Here is a 15,623-nt window from a genome sequence, read left to right as displayed (position 1 = left end):
TCAGCTCCTCTCCCGCAGCAGCCAGAACTGGGCCGCGGTGACCAGACCGGTGATGACGACCAGCACGAGCGACATCGCCGTCGCCGCGCCGAGCTGGAGCTGCACGAACGCCCGCCGGTAGATGGCCATGACGATCGTCGTGGTCTCGGATCCCGGCCCGCCCTGGGTCAGGATGTAGAACTGCGTGAACGCCAGGAACGAGCCGATGACCGACAGGATCACGGTCATCGCGATGGTCCGGCGCAGCATCGGCACGGTGATCTGCAGCTCGCGCTGCCACCACGAGGCGCCGTCGATCTCCGCCGACTCGTAGACCTCGCGCGGGATGCCCTGCATGCCCGACATGAGGAGCACCATCGTCAGCCCCGACACGCCCCAGATCACCATGACGCACAGCAGCCCGGTGGCGAGCGGGCTGTCGACGAGCCACGCCGTCGTCCCGTCCGTGATCCCGAGGAAGCGCAGCGCCACGTTGACCAGCCCGCTGTTCGGCTGCGCCTCCAGCAGCATGAGGAAGCTGAGCGTCGTCAGGCCGATGACGAACGGCACGAAGAAGATGGTGCGCAGCAGCGTGGCGCCCCGCCGGTTGGACCGCACCAGCACGGCCAGCCCGTACCCGAGCAGCAGGATCGGCAGCGTGACGATCGCCGTGTAGAGCAGCGTGTAGCCCAGCGCGCTCCAGAACGTCGGGTCCGTGAGCACCGAGGCGTAGTTGTCGAGCCCGATGAACCGGTACGGCCCGATGAGCGGGAAGTTGGTCAGCGAGATGTAGACCGCCACGACCAGCGGCACGAACACGAACACCACCACCAGCGCGACCGCCGGCGTGACGAGCGCGAGCCCCGTGCGGTGCGGGTGCGTGAGGGTCCCGTACCTGCGGGCGCTCATGCCTGCGCCTGCCGCAGGATGCGGTCGTACGTGGTCTGGGCCTCCTGCATGGCGGCATCGACCTCCCCGTCGAAGACGGCAGAGCGGAACATGCGCAACCACGGTCCGTCCTGCTGGTTGTAGATCAGGTTGTAGGCGAGCGTGGTGGGCGCGTAGCCCCGGTCGAGCGACTCCAGCGGCGGCAGCACGAACGGGTTCTCCCGCGCGAACTGAGGCGTGACGACGTCGGACCGCACGGGGGAGTAGAAGCCCTCCGGCATCCGGGTCTGCTGCTCCACGGCCACGGCGAACCTCATGAACTCCCAGGCGGCGGAGGGGTTCCGCGCGCCGTTGAGCATGCAGAGGTTGTCCCCGCCGTCGAAGAAGGCGCGGCCGCCGTCGGGTCCGGGCAGCAGCACCACCTCGGTGCGGTCCAGGAGCGCCTGGTCGGCGTTGGGCACCACCACGCCGAACCCCGCGGGGAACATCCCCAGGCGGCCGGCGGTGTAGTCGGCCGACCAGCGCGAGGCGTCGTCGGAGAAGCTGCCCGGCGGCACGAGCTGCTCCGCCCACAGCGTGCGTTCGAGCTCCAGCGTGCGGCGCAGCGCGCCGTTGCCGACGACGTCGCCGCGCTGGTCGCCGACGTCGCCGGCGATGAGGTCGCGGTCGGTGGCCCAGACGTGCGGCTGCACCGTGAAGCCGAGCGCGCCCGACGCGTTGCCGGGGAACGACCAGCCATAGACGTCGTCGTCCAGGGCGGTGATCGCGCGGGCCGCCTCCAGGATGCCCGTGAAGTCCCGCGTGTGCTCCTCGACGGACAGGCCCGCGCGCTCGAACAGCTCGGTGTTGCAGAACAGCACCGAGAAGTCCCCGATGAACGGCAGGCCGTAGTGCCTGCCGTCCTTGGTGCTCAGAGCGAGGTGACCCGGGCTCAGCGCGTCGCCGATGCCCAGGTCCTCGATGAGCGGGGTGAGGTCGGTGAACGCGCCGCGGTAGGCGAACAGGGTCGAGTAGATGTCGTCGATGTCGATGACGTCGGGCACCCGCCCGCCACGGATCGCCGTGGCGAGCTTGGTCACGTACTGCCCGTTCTGGATGGGCGTGACCTGCACGCGGATCCGGTCCTGGGCCTGGTGGAACGCGTCGACGACGGCCTGGGTGCCGTTGACCGTGTCGGACCGGCACCACAGGTTGAGCGTGCCTGTCGCGTTCTCGCCGAAGCCGGCGGCCTCGACGTCCGGCGGCCGCAGGGTGCCGCCGCAGCCGGCCAGCGCGGCGGCGACCGTGGCCGAGCCCGCGAGGGTGAGCAGCTGGCGTCTGGTGAGCTCCATCGCTCTCCTTCCTTACGCGTCGTTACGCAGGGTGAGACGTGCTGGGATCGTGCTTGCCCAGGGGGCCGGGACCGGCCCGGCCCCCTGGGACGTGGGGTCAGCGGGTCGGGACCCAGACCCGCATGGGCTGCGGGCCGCGGTTGGCCCACGCGTAGTAGGGGATGGCGGTCAGGGTCACGTCGCGCACGGGTTCCGACGCCGCCGACGGCGCGGTGGCCGGTCCGTACGGCGACGTCGCGTCGGCGTCGGGCCCGGGGACGACGGCGCCGCGCGCTCGCACGATGGTGACGCCACCCAGGAGCTCCGGGCGGAACTCGTCGGACAGCGCGCCGGAGACGTCGATGCGCAGGTCGTCGACCACGGCGCCGGGCTCCTGGTCGGGCTGCTCCAGGGCGTAGACCAGAGGTCCGCGCTCGATGGCGACGCTGCCGCGCACGGCGTCCACTCGCGGGTCGGCCGTGGTGAGCCGGGGCGCCATCGGCAGATCGAGCAGCACGGTGTCGCCCGCGGCGAACCGGCGGGTCACGCGGGCGTAGGTGCCCGCGGTCACGGGTGCGCCGTCGAGGGTGGCGCCGTCGGCCCAGGCGGGGACGCGCAGGGCGAGGGACACCTCGCCGTCGGGCGCCTCCTCGACGTGCAGCGCGATGCTGCCCTCGTCCGGGTAGCGGGTCTCGACGCGCAGGCGCAGCGTGCCGCCGTCGAGCGGGGCGGTGACGGTGCCCGGCGCGTACTGGTGGAGCTGGAGGCCCGGCCCGTCCGCCGTCGCGAGGTAGCCGGTGAGGCTGGAGACGGTGCGCATGATGTTGGGCGGGCAGCACGCGCAGTCGAACCAGCCGCGGCGGCCGTGCGCGGGGCCTCGGTCGTCCTCGGCGTGCGCGTCGCTGCGCAGCTGCAACGGGTTCACGTAGAAGTACTCGGTGCCGCTCAGGGAGACCCCGGCGAGGAACCCGTTGAGCAGCATGCGCTCGATCTGGTCGGCGTAGCGGGCCTCGCCGGTGGCGAGCAGCATGCGCCACGCCCACTGCACGCCGCCGATCGCCGCGCACGTCTCGGCGTACCCGCGGTCGGTCGGCAGCTCGTACGGGTCGCCGAACGACTCGCCCTCCCAGCGCGCCCCGAGGCCGCCGGTCAGGTACTGCTTGCCGCGCTCCATGGCGCGGTACTGGGTGTCGAGGGCGGCGAGCAGCTCGGCGTCGCCGGTCTCGACCGCGACGTCGGCCGCGCCGGCCCCCAGGTAGACGGCGCGGACGGCGTGGCCCTCCACCGTGGTGGCCTCGCGGACCTTCACCCGGTCGGAGAAGTAGGTGGGCCGCTTGCCGTGCGCCTCGATGATGCCGGTGCCGCGGGCCTCGACGAACCAGCTCGCCAGGTCCAGGTAGGCGCGCGTGCCGGTCTCGCGGTAGAGCTCGACCAGGGCCATCTCGATCACGGGGTGGCCGTCGACCTCGCGGAGCTGGCCCGGCCCGTCGCCGAACGTGGCCACGAGGTGGTCGGCGAGCCTGATGGCGACGTCGAGCAGCTCCCGGTGGCCGGTGCCGCGCACCTGGGCGACGGCGGCCTGGAACAGGTGCCCCGCGCAGTACAGCTCGTGGCTCCACGGCAGGTCGCTGTAGCGCGGCACGTTCCGCAGGGCGGGCACGGAGTCGAGGTAGCCGTCGTCGGCCTGGGCGGCCGCGAGCAGGCTCGTGACGTGGAGCTGGTCGGCCAGGAGCTGCTCGTCGGGTTCGCGGGCGTACTCCCAGGCGGCGGCCTCGAGCCACTTGTGCACGTCGGAGTCGGCGAAGATCGGGCCGATCGCCTCGCCGTCCGCCACGCCCGCGGCGATCTCCAGGTTGCGCAGGTTGCCGGCCTTGGCGAGCTGTTCGAGCCCGCCGGGGATGGCGGCGGCACGGTTGACGTCGGCGGTGCGGCGCCACAGCCCGCCGTCCACGGTGACGTGTCCGGGGGCGAGGGGGCGGAGCAGCACCCGGGCGTCGCTCGTGGGGGCGGCCGGGCCGCTCGTCGTACCGCTGGGCGTCGGTGTCGTCATCGATGCTCTCCTCCGGGACGGAAACTAGGAATCCGATTTCCTGATCGTAGGGACCCGCACCACCAGCGTCAAAGGTCTGGGCGAAACTTGCTGCAAACTGGGCTCTGAACTGGGGTGGGAGGTACGATGGCGCTGCGTTCCGCGTTTGCCCCGCCGATGTGGCGGAAAACCCGGAAGGAAACCTGTCGGAGAAGGGGCGGTGCGGATGGACCGGGGAGCGGTCGTACGGATCACGGACGTGGCCGCGCTCGCGGGCGTCTCGCCGAGCACGGTGTCGAAGGCGCTGAACGACACCGGCTCGCTGCGGGAGAGCACCCGCGCGCGCGTGCGGGAGGCGGCCGAGCGGCTCGGCTTCGTGCCCGACGCGACCGCACGCTCGCTCTCGGCCCGGCGCAGCTTCACCGTGGGTCTGCTGAGCACCGACTCCGCGGGCCGGTTCTCGCTGCCGGTGGTGCTCGGCGCGGAGAACGCGCTGGTGGGCGGGGAGCTGTCGGCGCTGCTGGCGACGGCCCGCCACGACCCGGTACGCGAGCAGCACCACGTGCGCGCGCTCGTGGCCCGGCGGGTCGACGGGATCATCGTGACCGGCCGCACCACCGAGCCCCGCGAGCCCATCCGGGTGCCGATGCCGGTGGTCTACGCGTTCGCGCCGTCGTCCGACCCCGACGACGCCTCGGTGGTGCCCGACGACGCCGCCGGGATGCGGCTCCTCGTCGAGCACCTGGCCGGGCTCGGGCGCCGTCGGATCGCCTACGTGGGCGGGCGCGCCGAGCAGGCGGCGTCCCTGGTGCGGTACGAGACGCTCGCGACGGAGCTGGCGGCGCGCGGCCTGGAGCTGGTGGGCACGCCGCTGTACGGCGACTGGTCGGAGCAGTGGGGACGGCGCGCCGTCGACCTGGTCCTGGGTGGTGCCGTGGGTTCCGGGCTGCCCGTGGACGGGATCGTGTTCGCCTCCGACCAGCTCGCCCGGGGTGGGTGCGACCGGCTGCGGGAGCTCGGCGTGCGGGTGCCCGCCGATGTCGCGGTGACCGGGTACGACGACTGGGAGGTCATGTCGCTGGCCAGCCGCCCGCCGCTGACCACCGTGGACATGCAGCTCGAACGCCTGGGCCAGCGCGCGGCGGAGCTGCTGATCGCGGCGATCGAGGGCGAGCCGGCATGCGGCGTGGAGCGGCTGACGCCGCGGCTGGTGGCGCGGGCGTCGACGCTGGGTGACGGGTAGGGCGGCGTCTCGACGGTCGTCGCTGTCGCCGCCGCTGCCGGCGTCGCGCGGCCTGCCGCACCCCAGTTTGTGGGCCCGCCGGCGTCGCTGCGGCCGTCTCCTCTTCTTCGAGGCCCGGGGTTTCTCACTTTTCGAGGCCCGCAAAGCGGAGAAAGTCGGGTCTCAAAGAGGAGGTGCCCCCAGGGCTGAGTTGGGGCAGGCCGCGTCTCGACGGCCTTGTCTCCGGATTCCAGTGCTGTAGATCCCGCTCGGACCCGGGATGGTCCGGGATGCCGGGCCTCAGGAGAGCCAAGGCAGCTCGTGGGGGTGGCGGAGGCGGCGCTCGACAGCGGAATCGGCGGCGACGCCTGGCGCGACCTTCCAGGGCAACGACACCGGAGGGCGTACCAACCTGCTGGCGGGCGCCGAGATCGTCTGGACGGAGGGGCGCCCCGCGCTGCGCGAGGGGTAGGTCTCGCGCAGTCGGTGGGAGCGGCTACTGCCGGAAGGCGAAGGCGACCGACGCGTCGTCGACCCGGACGGTCCGCACCTCGTCGGCGGGGTGGTCGACCGGCAGCACCACGACCTGGCTCACCGCCAGGTGGTCCGGCGCGCACCTGGTCTCGTCGCTGGGCGCGGTGGTGACGTGCACCGTCCAGGGGTCGTACCAGGTGACCGACACCGGGTACGGCATGCAGCCGGGGGTGCCCCACATCGTCACCGTGAGGCGCGCGGGCCGGACCGTGGCGTCGACGATCGCGTTGGTCATGCCCTCGATCGGCGGCCCCGGTGGCGACTCCTCGGCCGCTTCGGCGGGAAAACTCTCGACGACGAGCGAGCGCGGCGTGACCTCCGGCGGCGGGACGGCGCCGTTCCCGGCGCAGGCCGCGAGGCCGACCGGGAGTGCGGCGGCGACCAGGAGCGCGAGCCCGAGCACCCGTGGGAGGGTGAGCGACGTCGTCCGCTGCCGGAGCATGCTCGGTCCCTCCCGATACGTGTGGTGTCGTATCGACGATGGCAGGCGCGCCGGGGGAACTTCAAAGGATTACTTCGCTGCTTGCGGCCCCGAAACACCCGGCCGTCGGAGGCGCCGATCGGATACACTCGGGCACGTCCTACCGGGAGTCTCCCGGTCCGGCCCGGGAGACTTCGGGCCGTCGCGGACCCACGGGGTGTAGCGCAGCTTGGTAGCGCATCTGCTTTGGGAGCAGAGGGTCGCAGGTTCAAATCCTGTCACCCCGACCAGCGAGAACACGGTGGGGGAGTAGTTCGCTCCCCACCGTGTTCCCCACCAGGTCCGATTCGCGCCCGCTCTTGGTCAGCCTGCGTCAATTACTACTGGTGAGGCGGTGGCACGGAGTGGCAGTGCAGATCGTGCTCTGCATGGTTGCGTTCTTCGGCGCCTTTGGCATCATCGGGAGCGCCTTGAGCGGGCGCTTCTGGGGTTGGGGCAAGCCTGCGGGCAGGTGGCTCGGGATCCTATTCCACGCGAGCACGATAGCCGTTGCTTTCGAGCGAGTTCTGGACGAGGGAATGCTCGTCGTCTGGGCGGTGTGCCTGATTGCAGGTACCGGGCTCGGCCTTGCACTAGCCGCGAGAGACCTCAAGGCCGCGCGCCATTCCGGTCAGGAGCCCACGGACCGGGCGGGCTGACGGTTTCGATGGCCGCAGCGCCACGTGTCACCCCCACCACAAACGGCCGGACCTACGCATGGGTGGGTCCGGCCGTTCTTCGTTCGCCAAGCCCGGGCCGCTGTACAACGCCGCGCGATCAGAGACCTGCGGCCAGCCCCCGGACGACCTCGGCGGCCGGGCCCGTCGTCGCGTGCCGGTAGCCCGTGCCCGCCCACAGGTGGAGCCGTTCGGCGTCCCCGGCGGCCGCCGCCCGGCGGCGCAGGTCGCGCGTGAGGTGGTGGATCGCCGGGTAGCCCACGGGCGCGACGGCGTCGTGCCGGTCGACGAACCCGTTGCGCACCGCGCGCGCCGGCCGGCCGGTGAACGACCTGGTCACCACGGTTCCGCGGTCGGACGCCGCCAGCGCGTCCCGGTAGGTCGCCGACGCGCCGGACTCGTCGGTGCGCAGCAGCAGCGTGCCGACGGCGACGGCCTGCGCCCCGGCCGTCAGCAGCTCCCGCACGGCCTCGGGCCCGCCCACGCCGCCCGCCGCCACCAGCGGCAGGTCGACGGCGGCCGCGACGGCGCGGACCACCGACGCCGTCGGCGCGTCGGCCACCCGCCGGGCCGGGTCCCACGTGGCGCTGTGCCCGCCGGCGGCCGGGCCCTGGACCACGAGCCCGTCCACGCCGCCGTCGCGAGCGGCCGCGGCCTCGTCGGCGGTGGTCACCGAGGCGAGCACCACGGTGCCCGCCCGGCGCAGGGCACGGATGTCCGCCGGACCGGGCAGGCCGAACGTGAACGACACGACCGGCACCGGGTCGTCGAGCAGCAGGGCGAGCTTGTCCGGCCACCGGTCGTCGTCGTCCACGGGATCGGCGGAGAGCTCGACGCCCAGGGCGTCCGCCTCCGGGGCCAGCCGCCGGGCGTAGGCCGCGAACGCCGCCCGGTCCAGGCTCTCCGTCCCGGGGACGAAGAGGTTGACCCCGAACGGGCTGTCCCACGCGCGTGCGGCAGCGATGTCGGCCGCGAGCCGTTCGGGCGTGAGGTACCCGCCCGGCAGGAAGGCGAACGCACCGGCTCGCGTGGCCGCCGCGGCCAGCGCGGTCGTCGTCGCGCCGCCGGCCATCGGGGCCGCCACGATCGGCAGGTCGCTGCCCAGCAGGTTCGGGGTCGTCACAGTCGTGCTCCGTTCGGCGGTTCCGCGAGAGGCACCCTACTCGGCGGGCTCCCCGGTGCCCGCGAGGTCGTCGAGGAACCGCAGGACCACCTCCCGCTCCTCCGGCTTGAGCCGGGCGACCGCCTCGAACCGGTGGGCGTGGCTGCGGCCGACGCTGCGCAGGGCGATCCGCCGGGTCTCCTCGGTGACCTCGACCGCGAGGCTGCGGCGGTCCGTCGGGTGGGGGAGCCGGCGCACGTGGCCGGCGTCGGCCAGCCGGTCGAGCATCTTGGTGGTCGACGCCGACGTGATGCCCAGGTGCGCGGCGATCGCACCCGGGGTCGCGGTCTCGCCGCGGTGGTGGGCCGCGATGACGAACCGCAGGGTGCGCATGTCGGTCTCGCCGAGCTTCATGTAGCGGCGCGACGCCTCGCTCATCCGGCGCTCCGTCTCCCGCCAGTCACGCAGTCCCTCCAGCACGCGGACCACCTGGTCGACGTCGCGGTCGTCGAGGCCCGCACGCTGCACGATCTCCTCCTGCGGGTCGAGCACCCGGGGATCCAGCATGGACGGAGCGGGTGGCTGGGTCGGCTCGGGTTCAGGAACCACGGAGGATCCCCTTCCTGCTATCACTCGCCACTCTTGAAGGTAGCCTGGCTAGCGAAAAAGTACCACGGCTGGCGCCTCGGTGTGACTATGGTCGAGGGGGGAAGCGGGCAGGTACGTCGCGAGGGGGCGGGAGCGCCATGCGGGTACGGGTGCGTAGGGAAGGAGACCGAGGGGCGGGCGTCGCGCGCCGGCTCCTGACGGTGTCGGTGGCGGCCGGCGTCGTCGTCCTGGTGGCGGGCTGCGGCATGTTCGACCGCGGGCACGACGGCGGCCCGCCGCACGGCGGGATGGGGTCCCGGTCCGCCCCGGCGGGCGCGGGGCTGCCGCAGTCGGACGAGCCGGCCGACCTGGACCCGGCGGACCTGACCACCGAGATCGACAACGAGTACTGGCCCATGGTGCCCGGCACGCAGTGGGTCTACCGCGAGACCGACGAGGAGGGCCAGGAGCTGCGCGTGGTGGTGACGGTCACCAGCGAGACCAAGGAGATCGCCGACGGCGCCACGGCGCGCGTCGTGCGGGACACCGTGACGCGGCGCGGCGAGGTGGTCGAGGACACCTTCGACTGGTACGCGCAGGACCCCGACGGCACGATCTGGTACCTCGGCGAGGACACGGCCGAGTTCGAGGACGGCCGGGTCGCCACCACGGAGGGCTCGTTCGAGGCGGGGCTCGACGGCGCCCTTCCCGGCGTGATCGTGCCGGCCGATCCCGCCGTCGGGATGGCGTACCGGCAGGAGTTCTACCGGGGCGAGGCCGAGGACAACGGCGAGGTGCTCAGCCTGGACGAGCAGGCCGAGGTCCCGGCGGGGCACTACGACCGCGCGCTGCTGACCAAGGACACGATCACCATCGAGCCCGACGTGCTCGAGTACAAGCTCTACGCCCCCGGCGTCGGGCCGGTCCTCGTGCTCGGGGTCTCGGGCGGGGGCGGCCGCGAGGAGCTCGTCGAGGTCGGGACCGTGCCGGCCGAGGTCGCGGAGTCTGCGGGCACCGTGCCGCTCGGCGAGCCGTACGAGTGAGCCCGCCTCGCCGGAGCGCGAAGGCGGGTCAGATCCAGCCGCGCTCCTCCGCCACCAGCACCGCCTGCTGACGGGTGTCGACGGCGAGCTTGCCCAGCACGGCGGAGACGTGGTTGCGGACCGTGCCCGGGGCGAGCGACAGGGTGCGCGCGATCTGCCGCGTGGTCTCGCCGTGCCGGCCGGCGCGCAGCACGTCCAGCTCGCGGTCGGTCAGCGGCGACCGCTCGTCGCGCAGCGCGTCGGCCGCGACCTCCGGGTCCACGTACCGGCCGCCCGCCGCGACGCGGCGGATGACGGCCGCGACCTCGTCGGCGGGGCGCGACTTGGGCAGGAAGCCGACGGCGCCCGAGGCCAGCGCGCGCCGCAGGACGCCGGGCCGGGCATGGCGGGTGACGATCACGCAGCGCGTGGGCAGCGTGCGGTTCAGCCGCTGGGCCACCTCCACGCCGTCCAGGTGCGGCATCTCGAGGTCCAGCAGGCAGACGTCGGGCCGCAGCCGCTCCGCCTCGGCGACCGCCTCCGCGCCGTCGGCGCACTCGGCCACGACCTCGATGTCCGCCTCCAGCCGGAGCAGCGCGGCCAGGGCGGACCGGATCATCCCCTCGTCGTCGGCGAGCAGCACTCGGATCATCGGGTCAGGGTACGGGGCAGGTCGTCGCCCGGGCGTTCGACATGTCGACCGTGCCCGGCGCAGCCAGTATGGAAGGGCGCCGTCTCGGCGCACGGGAGGTGCGTCGTGTCGTCATTCCTCTATCGGCTCGGGCGTGCGGTGGCCCGGTACCGCGGCCTGGTCGTCCTCGCGTGGCTCCTGGTGTTCATCGTGTGCGGCACCGCGAGCGCCCTCCTGAACAAGGGTACGGACGACACCTTCGCGATCCCGGGGTCGGAGTCGCAGGACGCGATGGACCACCTCGACCATGTCTTTCCGCAGGTCAGCGGCACCTCTGCGCAGCTCGTGCTGCTGGTTCCGGAGGGGCAGCAGGTCGATACCGCCGCGACGCGGCAGGCGGTGTCGGACGCCGTGGACCGGATCGGGGACGTGGCGCAGGTGGAGCTGGCCTCCGACCCGTTCGACCCGGACGTCAACGACGCGGTGTCCGACGACGGCCTGGCGGCGAACATCGGGGTGCAGCTCAGCGTCGTCTCGACCGATGTCCACGACAGCACGCTGACGGACCTGAGCGGGATCGCGGATGATCTCGCGGGTGAGGTCGGGAGCGGCGCCCGGGTCTACACGGGCGGGGACGCGTTCGCGGACCGGGTGCCGGGGCTGAGCTCCACGGAGGCCGTGGGTCTGCTCATCGCGCTCGTGGTGCTGCTGCTGATGTTCCGGACGATCGTCGCGGCGGTGATGCCGCTCGTGACGGCGGTGGTGGGCGTGGGTGTGTCCGTGGCCCTGGTCTACCTGGGGACCCTCTTCGTGCCGGTCTCCTCGACCGCGCCCATGCTCGCGGTGATGATCGGCCTGGCGGTGGGCATCGACTACGCGCTCTTCCTGCTGTCCCGGCACCGCGACCAGCTCGCCGAGGGCCTGTCGGTCGAGGAGTCGATCGCCCGTGCGACCGCGACGGCGGGCTCCGCGGTGCTCTTCGCGGGGCTGACGGTGCTGATCGCGCTGCTCGGCCTGTCGGTGGCGCGCATCCCGTTCCTGACGACCATGGGCGTCGCGGCGGCGCTCGGCGTGGCCGTCGCGGTCTGCGTGGCGGTGACGCTCGTGCCGGCGCTGCTGGCGTTCGCCGGACGCCGGCTGGTGCCGAAGGTCCGGGCCCAGGCAGGAGGAGAGCGCTCCGGACGCCGTCGCCGCCCCCGGTTCCGCAAGCCTCGGGTCGCCCGGCCGTGGGTCCGCTTCGTCACGCGCAGGCCGATCGTCACCATCGCCGTCGTGGTGCTCGGGCTCGGCGCCCTGGCCGTGCCCGCGGCGAACCTGCGCCTCGCGCTGCCGGACAACGGCAGCCAGGAGCCCGGGTCGCCGGCGCGCGAGACCTACGACGTGGTGGCGGAGCACTTCGGCGCCGGCTACAACGGGCCGCTGCTGGTGACGGCGGACGTCATCCAGTCCACCGACCCGTCGGGACTGGTCGACGACCTCGCGGACGAGATCCGCGACATCCCCGGCGTCGCGGCGGTGCCCCTGGCCACGCCCAACGAGAAGGGCGACACGGGCATCATCTCGGTGGTCCCCACCACGGCGCCGGACGACGCCCGCACCGACGCGCTGGTGGAGCGGATCCGGGACCAGGAGCCGCACTGGCTCGCCGAGCACGACACCCAGACGGCCGTCACGGGCCTGACCGCCGTCGGCATCGACGTGTCCGCCCGGCTGGGTGCGGCGCTGGTCCCGTTCGGCCTGCTCGTGGCCGGGCTCTCGCTCGTGCTGCTGGCCATGGTGTTCCGCTCGGTCTGGGTGCCGGTCAAGGCGACCGTGGGCTACCTGCTCTCGATCGGGGCGGCGTTCGGCCTCACGTCGCTCGTGTTCCAGGAGGGGCACGGCGCCGCCCTGCTCGACGTCGCGCACGTCGGGAGCGTCATCAGCTTTCTGCCGATCATCCTGATGGGCGTGCTGTTCGGGCTCGCGATGGACTACGAGGTCTTCCTGGTCTCGCGGATCCGTGAGCACTACGCCCACCACGGCGGCGCGCAGGAGGCGATCGAGGAGGGCTTCGTCTCGGCCTCCCGGGTGGTCGTCGCGGCGGCGCTCATCATGTTCGGCGTCTTCGCGGCGTTCGTGCCGGACGGCAGCGCGACCATCAAGCCGATCGCGTTCGCCCTGGCCGTGGGCGTCTTCATCGACGCGTTCGTGGTCCGGATGATGTTCGTGCCCGCCGTGCTCGCGCTGCTCGGCGACCGGGCCTGGGGCCTGCCGCCCGCGCTCGACCGCCGGCTGCCGGTGTTCGACGCTGAGGGCGACGGGCTGCTGCACGAGCTGCGGCTGGCAGACTGGCCCGCGCCGGACAGCGATGAGGTGATCAGCGCGCGGGCCCTCAGCCTGGACGACGACCGTGGCCGCCCGGTCTACCGCGACGTCGAGCTGCACGTGCCCCGGGGCGAGGTGCTGGTGCTGCACGGGTCCGGCGCGGTGGGCAAGTCGGCGCTGCTGCTCTCGCTCGCGGGGCGGGTGACCAGGCATCGCGGCGACCTGAAGGTGCTGGGACAGGTGCTGCCGCAGCACGTGCACGCCCTGCGGCCGAAGGTCGCCGTCGTCGACGGCCGCGGCGACCGGGACCCCGCGGGCCGGGTCACGGAGGCGCTGGCGCGCGACATCGAGCTGATCCTGGTCGACGACGCCGACCTGGTGCTCCGCTCCGAGGCCCGCGCCCGCCTGCGTGACCAGCTCGGCTTCCGCGTGACCTCCGGCGGATCGCCCGCCACGTTCGTCCTGGCCTGCCAGGACCCCGACCGGGTGGTCGACCTGCTCCCGCTGGAGGCCACCCAGCTCTACGCGATGACCCGCCGACCCGCAGAGGTCCTGTGATGACCATGTCGTTCGCCGCCTCCGCCCGCTCCCTGACGACCCGGCCCCTGACCTGGCGCACCTGGACCGCCCTCGTGGCCGTGCCGCTGCTCGTCATGGGCCTGCTCACCTGGGCCTTCTGGTCCCCGGGCACCGACCACCAGACCGCCCGGGCCGCCGTCGTGAACAACGACGAGCCCGTCGAGGTGAACGGGCAGCAGATCCCGCTCGGCCGCACGCTCGCCGGGAACCTGACCCACGACGACGACTCCGCGTACGCCTGGGTGCTCACCGACGCCTCCGACGCGCGCGACGGGCTCGACAGCGGCACCTACGCCGCCGTCGTCACCATCCCGAAGGACTTCTCCGCCCAGGGCATGTCGGCCGCGACCGCGGACGACCCGATGGACGCCGTCCAGGCCGGCCTGGACGTGCAGACCACCACGGCCGCCGGGGTGGCGGACCCGTACCTGGCCGGCGGCGTGGCCGACGACACCCAGGACGCTCTGAACCAGACGATCGTGGAGTCGTACCTCGGCACCATCTACGGCAGCTTCACGACGCTGCACCAGCAGCTCGGCGACGCCTCGGACAGTGCCGGGCAGCTCGCCGACGGCACCGCCCAGCTCAGCGACGGCGCCGACGAGCTGTCCGGCGGCGTGGACCAGGTCGCCGACGGCGCCGACGAGCTGTCCGGGGGCGCCGGGACGCTCGCCGCCGGTACAGGCCAGCTCGCGGCCGGGTCGGCGGGGCTCGCCTCGGGTGCGTCCGTGCTGGCCGGCGCCACCGGCGACCTCGCCGCCGGGGCCGGGCAGGTCGCCGACGGCACGGCCGCGCTGTCCTCCGGCCTGGACGACGCCGCGCAGCGTGCGGCACGGCTCCCCGCGGCCGCCCAGGAGCTGGCCGACGGCGCCGACCGGGTCGCCGACGGCACCAAGCGGCTCGCGGACCGGGTGGTCCCGGTGGCCGACCGGGCGATCGACGGCCTGGACCGGCTCCCCGACACGCGGGACGTCGTCGCCGAGCTGGACCGGCTCGCGGAGCGGTGCGGCACGAGCGTGGTGGCCGACCGCGACTTCTGCCAGGCGCTTGAGCGCGCGGCCGGCCGGGCCGACTCCGCCGCACAGCGGATCGAGGACGGCAGGGCCCGGGTGCGCGCCGACGTCGTGTCCGCGCGCGACGCGGTGCAGGCGCTGCGCACCGGCTCGCGGCAGGTGGCCCGGGGCAACGCGGAGCTGGCCACGCGGTCCGCCGAGCTGGCGGCCGGGATCGCCTCGGCGGCGAGCGCCGCGGACGACCTGAACGCGGGGGCGCAGGGCGTCGCGTCGGGCGCCGGGCAGGTCGACTCCGCCGCGGGGCAGCTCGCCGTGGGGGCGGCGGACCTCGACTCCGGGGTGGCGCAGACGAACGCGGCGGCGCAGCAGGTCGCCGTCGGCGCGAGCGGGCTGGCCGCGGGCGCGGACGACCTGGTGCCGGGCGCGGACCAGGTCGCGAGCGGCGCCCACGACGCGGACGACGGCGCGCACCAGCTCGCCTCGGGGCTGTCGGACGCCGTCGGGCAGGTGCCCACGTACACGGACGACGAGCAGGACCACCTGTCGGCCGTGGCGTCCGACCCGACGACGTCGACCACCACCTCCGCGCCGTTCGGCGTGCTGTCGATCGCGCTGTTCTCCGCGCTGGCGCTGTGGGCCCTCGCGCTGGTGACGTACCTGGCGACGCGCCCGCTGCCGGCCGGGATCCTGACGTCGCGGGAGCCGACGTGGAGGCTCACGCTGCGGGCCGCGGTGCCGGGGTCGATCGCGGCGGCGAGCGCCGCGCTGGTCATCTCGGCCGTCGCGATCCCGGTGCTGCGGCTGCACCTGTCGGCGGCGGTGGGCTTCGTGCTGGTCGCGCTGCTCTCGGCGGCCACGTTCGTGGCGCTCAACCAGGCGCTGGCCGCGATCTTCGGGCCGGCGGGGCGGCTGGCGTCGCTCGCGGTCGCCGTCCTGACCGTGGCGACGGGCGTGGTGACCACGCTGCCCGGCCCGTTGTACGCGCTCGCCGACGTGCTGCCGACGCACGGCGCGATCATCGCGCTGCGGGCAGTGACGACCGACAGCGCGGGCCTCGCCGGCGGCGTCGCGGAGCTGGTCGCGTGGTTGGTCGTGGGGCTGCTGGCCACGATCGTGGTGACCGACCGCCGCCGGTACGTGTCGCCGCGCCGGCTGCGGCTGGACGCCCCGGAGCAGCAGGCGGCCGCGGCCGCCGCATAACGGGCGTGGGCGCCGTCGCCCGTCTCGCCATCTCCTTCGAGGCCCGGGTTTCTTCGCTTTGAGGCGCCTCAAAGCGAAGAAACCC

12 protein-coding genes and 1 tRNA gene are annotated in these 15,623 nt (G+C 73.7%); 6 read left to right on the top strand and 7 right to left on the bottom strand.

The annotated features are described in order from the left end of the window. From AB0I29_RS20615 to AB0I29_RS20605, 3 genes are all read right to left on the bottom strand, one after another. Positions 1-888: a sugar ABC transporter permease gene (locus AB0I29_RS20615; protein ID WP_357485102.1), complete on the bottom strand. Its 888-nt coding sequence runs from the start codon at positions 886-888 to the stop codon at positions 1-3. Further along, a complete protein-coding gene (locus AB0I29_RS20610; protein WP_357485097.1) occupies positions 885-2,198 on the bottom strand; it encodes an extracellular solute-binding protein in 1,314 nt (437 codons plus the stop codon). Before AB0I29_RS20610 ends, AB0I29_RS20615 begins: the two co-directional genes overlap by 4 nt. A gap of 97 nt (positions 2,199-2,295) precedes the next feature. Continuing rightward, positions 2,296-4,227: a beta-L-arabinofuranosidase domain-containing protein gene (locus tag AB0I29_RS20605; RefSeq protein WP_357485092.1), complete on the bottom strand. Its 1,932-nt coding sequence runs from the start codon at positions 4,225-4,227 to the stop codon at positions 2,296-2,298. A gap of 205 nt (positions 4,228-4,432) precedes the next feature. Here AB0I29_RS20605 and AB0I29_RS20600 point away from each other — a divergent pair, with 205 nt between their 5' ends. Beyond that, the gene (locus AB0I29_RS20600; RefSeq protein ID WP_357485086.1) at positions 4,433-5,449 is read left to right on the top strand and encodes a LacI family DNA-binding transcriptional regulator; all 1,017 of its coding nucleotides are present in this window, start codon (positions 4,433-4,435) and stop codon (positions 5,447-5,449) included. A 475-nt stretch (positions 5,450-5,924) separates the two neighbouring features. Here AB0I29_RS20600 and AB0I29_RS20595 read toward each other — a convergent pair whose 3' ends face one another. Beyond that, a complete protein-coding gene (locus tag AB0I29_RS20595; protein ID WP_357485081.1) occupies positions 5,925-6,404 on the bottom strand; it encodes a hypothetical protein in 480 nt (159 codons plus the stop codon). A gap of 192 nt (positions 6,405-6,596) precedes the next feature. On the opposite strand from AB0I29_RS20595, the gene AB0I29_RS20590 reads away from it, so the two are divergent. Together AB0I29_RS20590 and AB0I29_RS20585 are read left to right on the top strand one after the other, a co-directional pair. Continuing rightward, positions 6,597-6,673, top strand: a tRNA-Pro gene (locus tag AB0I29_RS20590). A 120-nt stretch (positions 6,674-6,793) separates the two neighbouring features. Next, positions 6,794-7,081: a hypothetical protein gene (locus tag AB0I29_RS20585; protein ID WP_357485077.1), complete on the top strand. Its 288-nt coding sequence runs from the start codon at positions 6,794-6,796 to the stop codon at positions 7,079-7,081. A 118-nt stretch (positions 7,082-7,199) separates the two neighbouring features. On the opposite strand, the gene AB0I29_RS20580 is transcribed toward AB0I29_RS20585, so the two are convergent. Both AB0I29_RS20580 and AB0I29_RS20575 read right to left on the bottom strand, forming a co-directional pair. After that, positions 7,200-8,222, bottom strand: a complete 1,023-nt coding sequence (locus AB0I29_RS20580) for a nitronate monooxygenase (protein WP_357485072.1) — start codon at positions 8,220-8,222, stop codon at positions 7,200-7,202. Positions 8,223-8,258: 36 nt separating this feature from the next. Continuing rightward, positions 8,259-8,768, bottom strand: a complete 510-nt coding sequence (locus AB0I29_RS20575) for a MarR family transcriptional regulator (protein WP_357485067.1) — start codon at positions 8,766-8,768, stop codon at positions 8,259-8,261. A 191-nt stretch (positions 8,769-8,959) separates the two neighbouring features. On the opposite strand from AB0I29_RS20575, the gene AB0I29_RS20570 reads away from it, so the two are divergent. Continuing rightward, entirely contained in the window at positions 8,960-9,832 is an 873-nt protein-coding gene (locus tag AB0I29_RS20570; RefSeq protein WP_357485064.1) for a hypothetical protein, read from the top strand. 28 nt (positions 9,833-9,860) lie between these two features. Here AB0I29_RS20570 and AB0I29_RS20565 read toward each other — a convergent pair whose 3' ends face one another. Then, positions 9,861-10,463 carry a response regulator transcription factor gene (locus tag AB0I29_RS20565; RefSeq protein ID WP_285100666.1) on the bottom strand — a complete coding sequence of 201 codons (603 nt, stop codon included), beginning with the start codon at positions 10,461-10,463 and terminating at the stop codon, positions 9,861-9,863. A 105-nt stretch (positions 10,464-10,568) separates the two neighbouring features. Between AB0I29_RS20565 and AB0I29_RS20560 the strand changes: the two genes are divergently transcribed. Then, the gene (locus AB0I29_RS20560; RefSeq protein ID WP_357485059.1) at positions 10,569-13,304 is read left to right on the top strand and encodes an MMPL family transporter; all 2,736 of its coding nucleotides are present in this window, start codon (positions 10,569-10,571) and stop codon (positions 13,302-13,304) included. Beyond that, the gene (locus tag AB0I29_RS20555) at positions 13,304-15,538 is read left to right on the top strand and encodes a YhgE/Pip family protein (protein ID WP_357485056.1); all 2,235 of its coding nucleotides are present in this window, start codon (positions 13,304-13,306) and stop codon (positions 15,536-15,538) included. Before AB0I29_RS20560 ends, AB0I29_RS20555 begins: the two co-directional genes overlap by 1 nt. Positions 15,539-15,623 lie beyond the last annotated feature (85 nt).

It is taken from the genome of Promicromonospora sp. NPDC050262 (genome assembly GCF_040655935.1).
GTDB lineage: Bacteria > Actinomycetota > Actinomycetes > Actinomycetales > Cellulomonadaceae > Promicromonospora.
The sequence above is the reverse complement of the archived record's forward strand: the minus strand, read 5'-3'. Positions and strand labels throughout refer to the sequence as shown.

Coding starts and splice junctions, on each gene's coding strand:
- AB0I29_RS20555 (WP_357485056.1), top strand. CDS start 13,304: ATGACCATGTCGTTCGCCGCCTCCGCCCGCTCCCTGACGACCCGGCCC.
- AB0I29_RS20565 (WP_285100666.1), bottom strand. CDS start 10,463: ATGATCCGAGTGCTGCTCGCCGACGACGAGGGGATGATCCGGTCCGCC.
- AB0I29_RS20595 (WP_357485081.1), bottom strand. CDS start 6,404: ATGCTCCGGCAGCGGACGACGTCGCTCACCCTCCCACGGGTGCTCGGG.
- AB0I29_RS20575 (WP_357485067.1), bottom strand. CDS start 8,768: ATGCTGGATCCCCGGGTGCTCGACCCGCAGGAGGAGATCGTGCAGCGT.
- AB0I29_RS20615 (WP_357485102.1), bottom strand. CDS start 888: ATGAGCGCCCGCAGGTACGGGACCCTCACGCACCCGCACCGCACGGGG.
- AB0I29_RS20610 (WP_357485097.1), bottom strand. CDS start 2,198: ATGGAGCTCACCAGACGCCAGCTGCTCACCCTCGCGGGCTCGGCCACG.
- AB0I29_RS20605 (WP_357485092.1), bottom strand. CDS start 4,227: ATGACGACACCGACGCCCAGCGGTACGACGAGCGGCCCGGCCGCCCCC.
- AB0I29_RS20600 (WP_357485086.1), top strand. CDS start 4,433: ATGGACCGGGGAGCGGTCGTACGGATCACGGACGTGGCCGCGCTCGCG.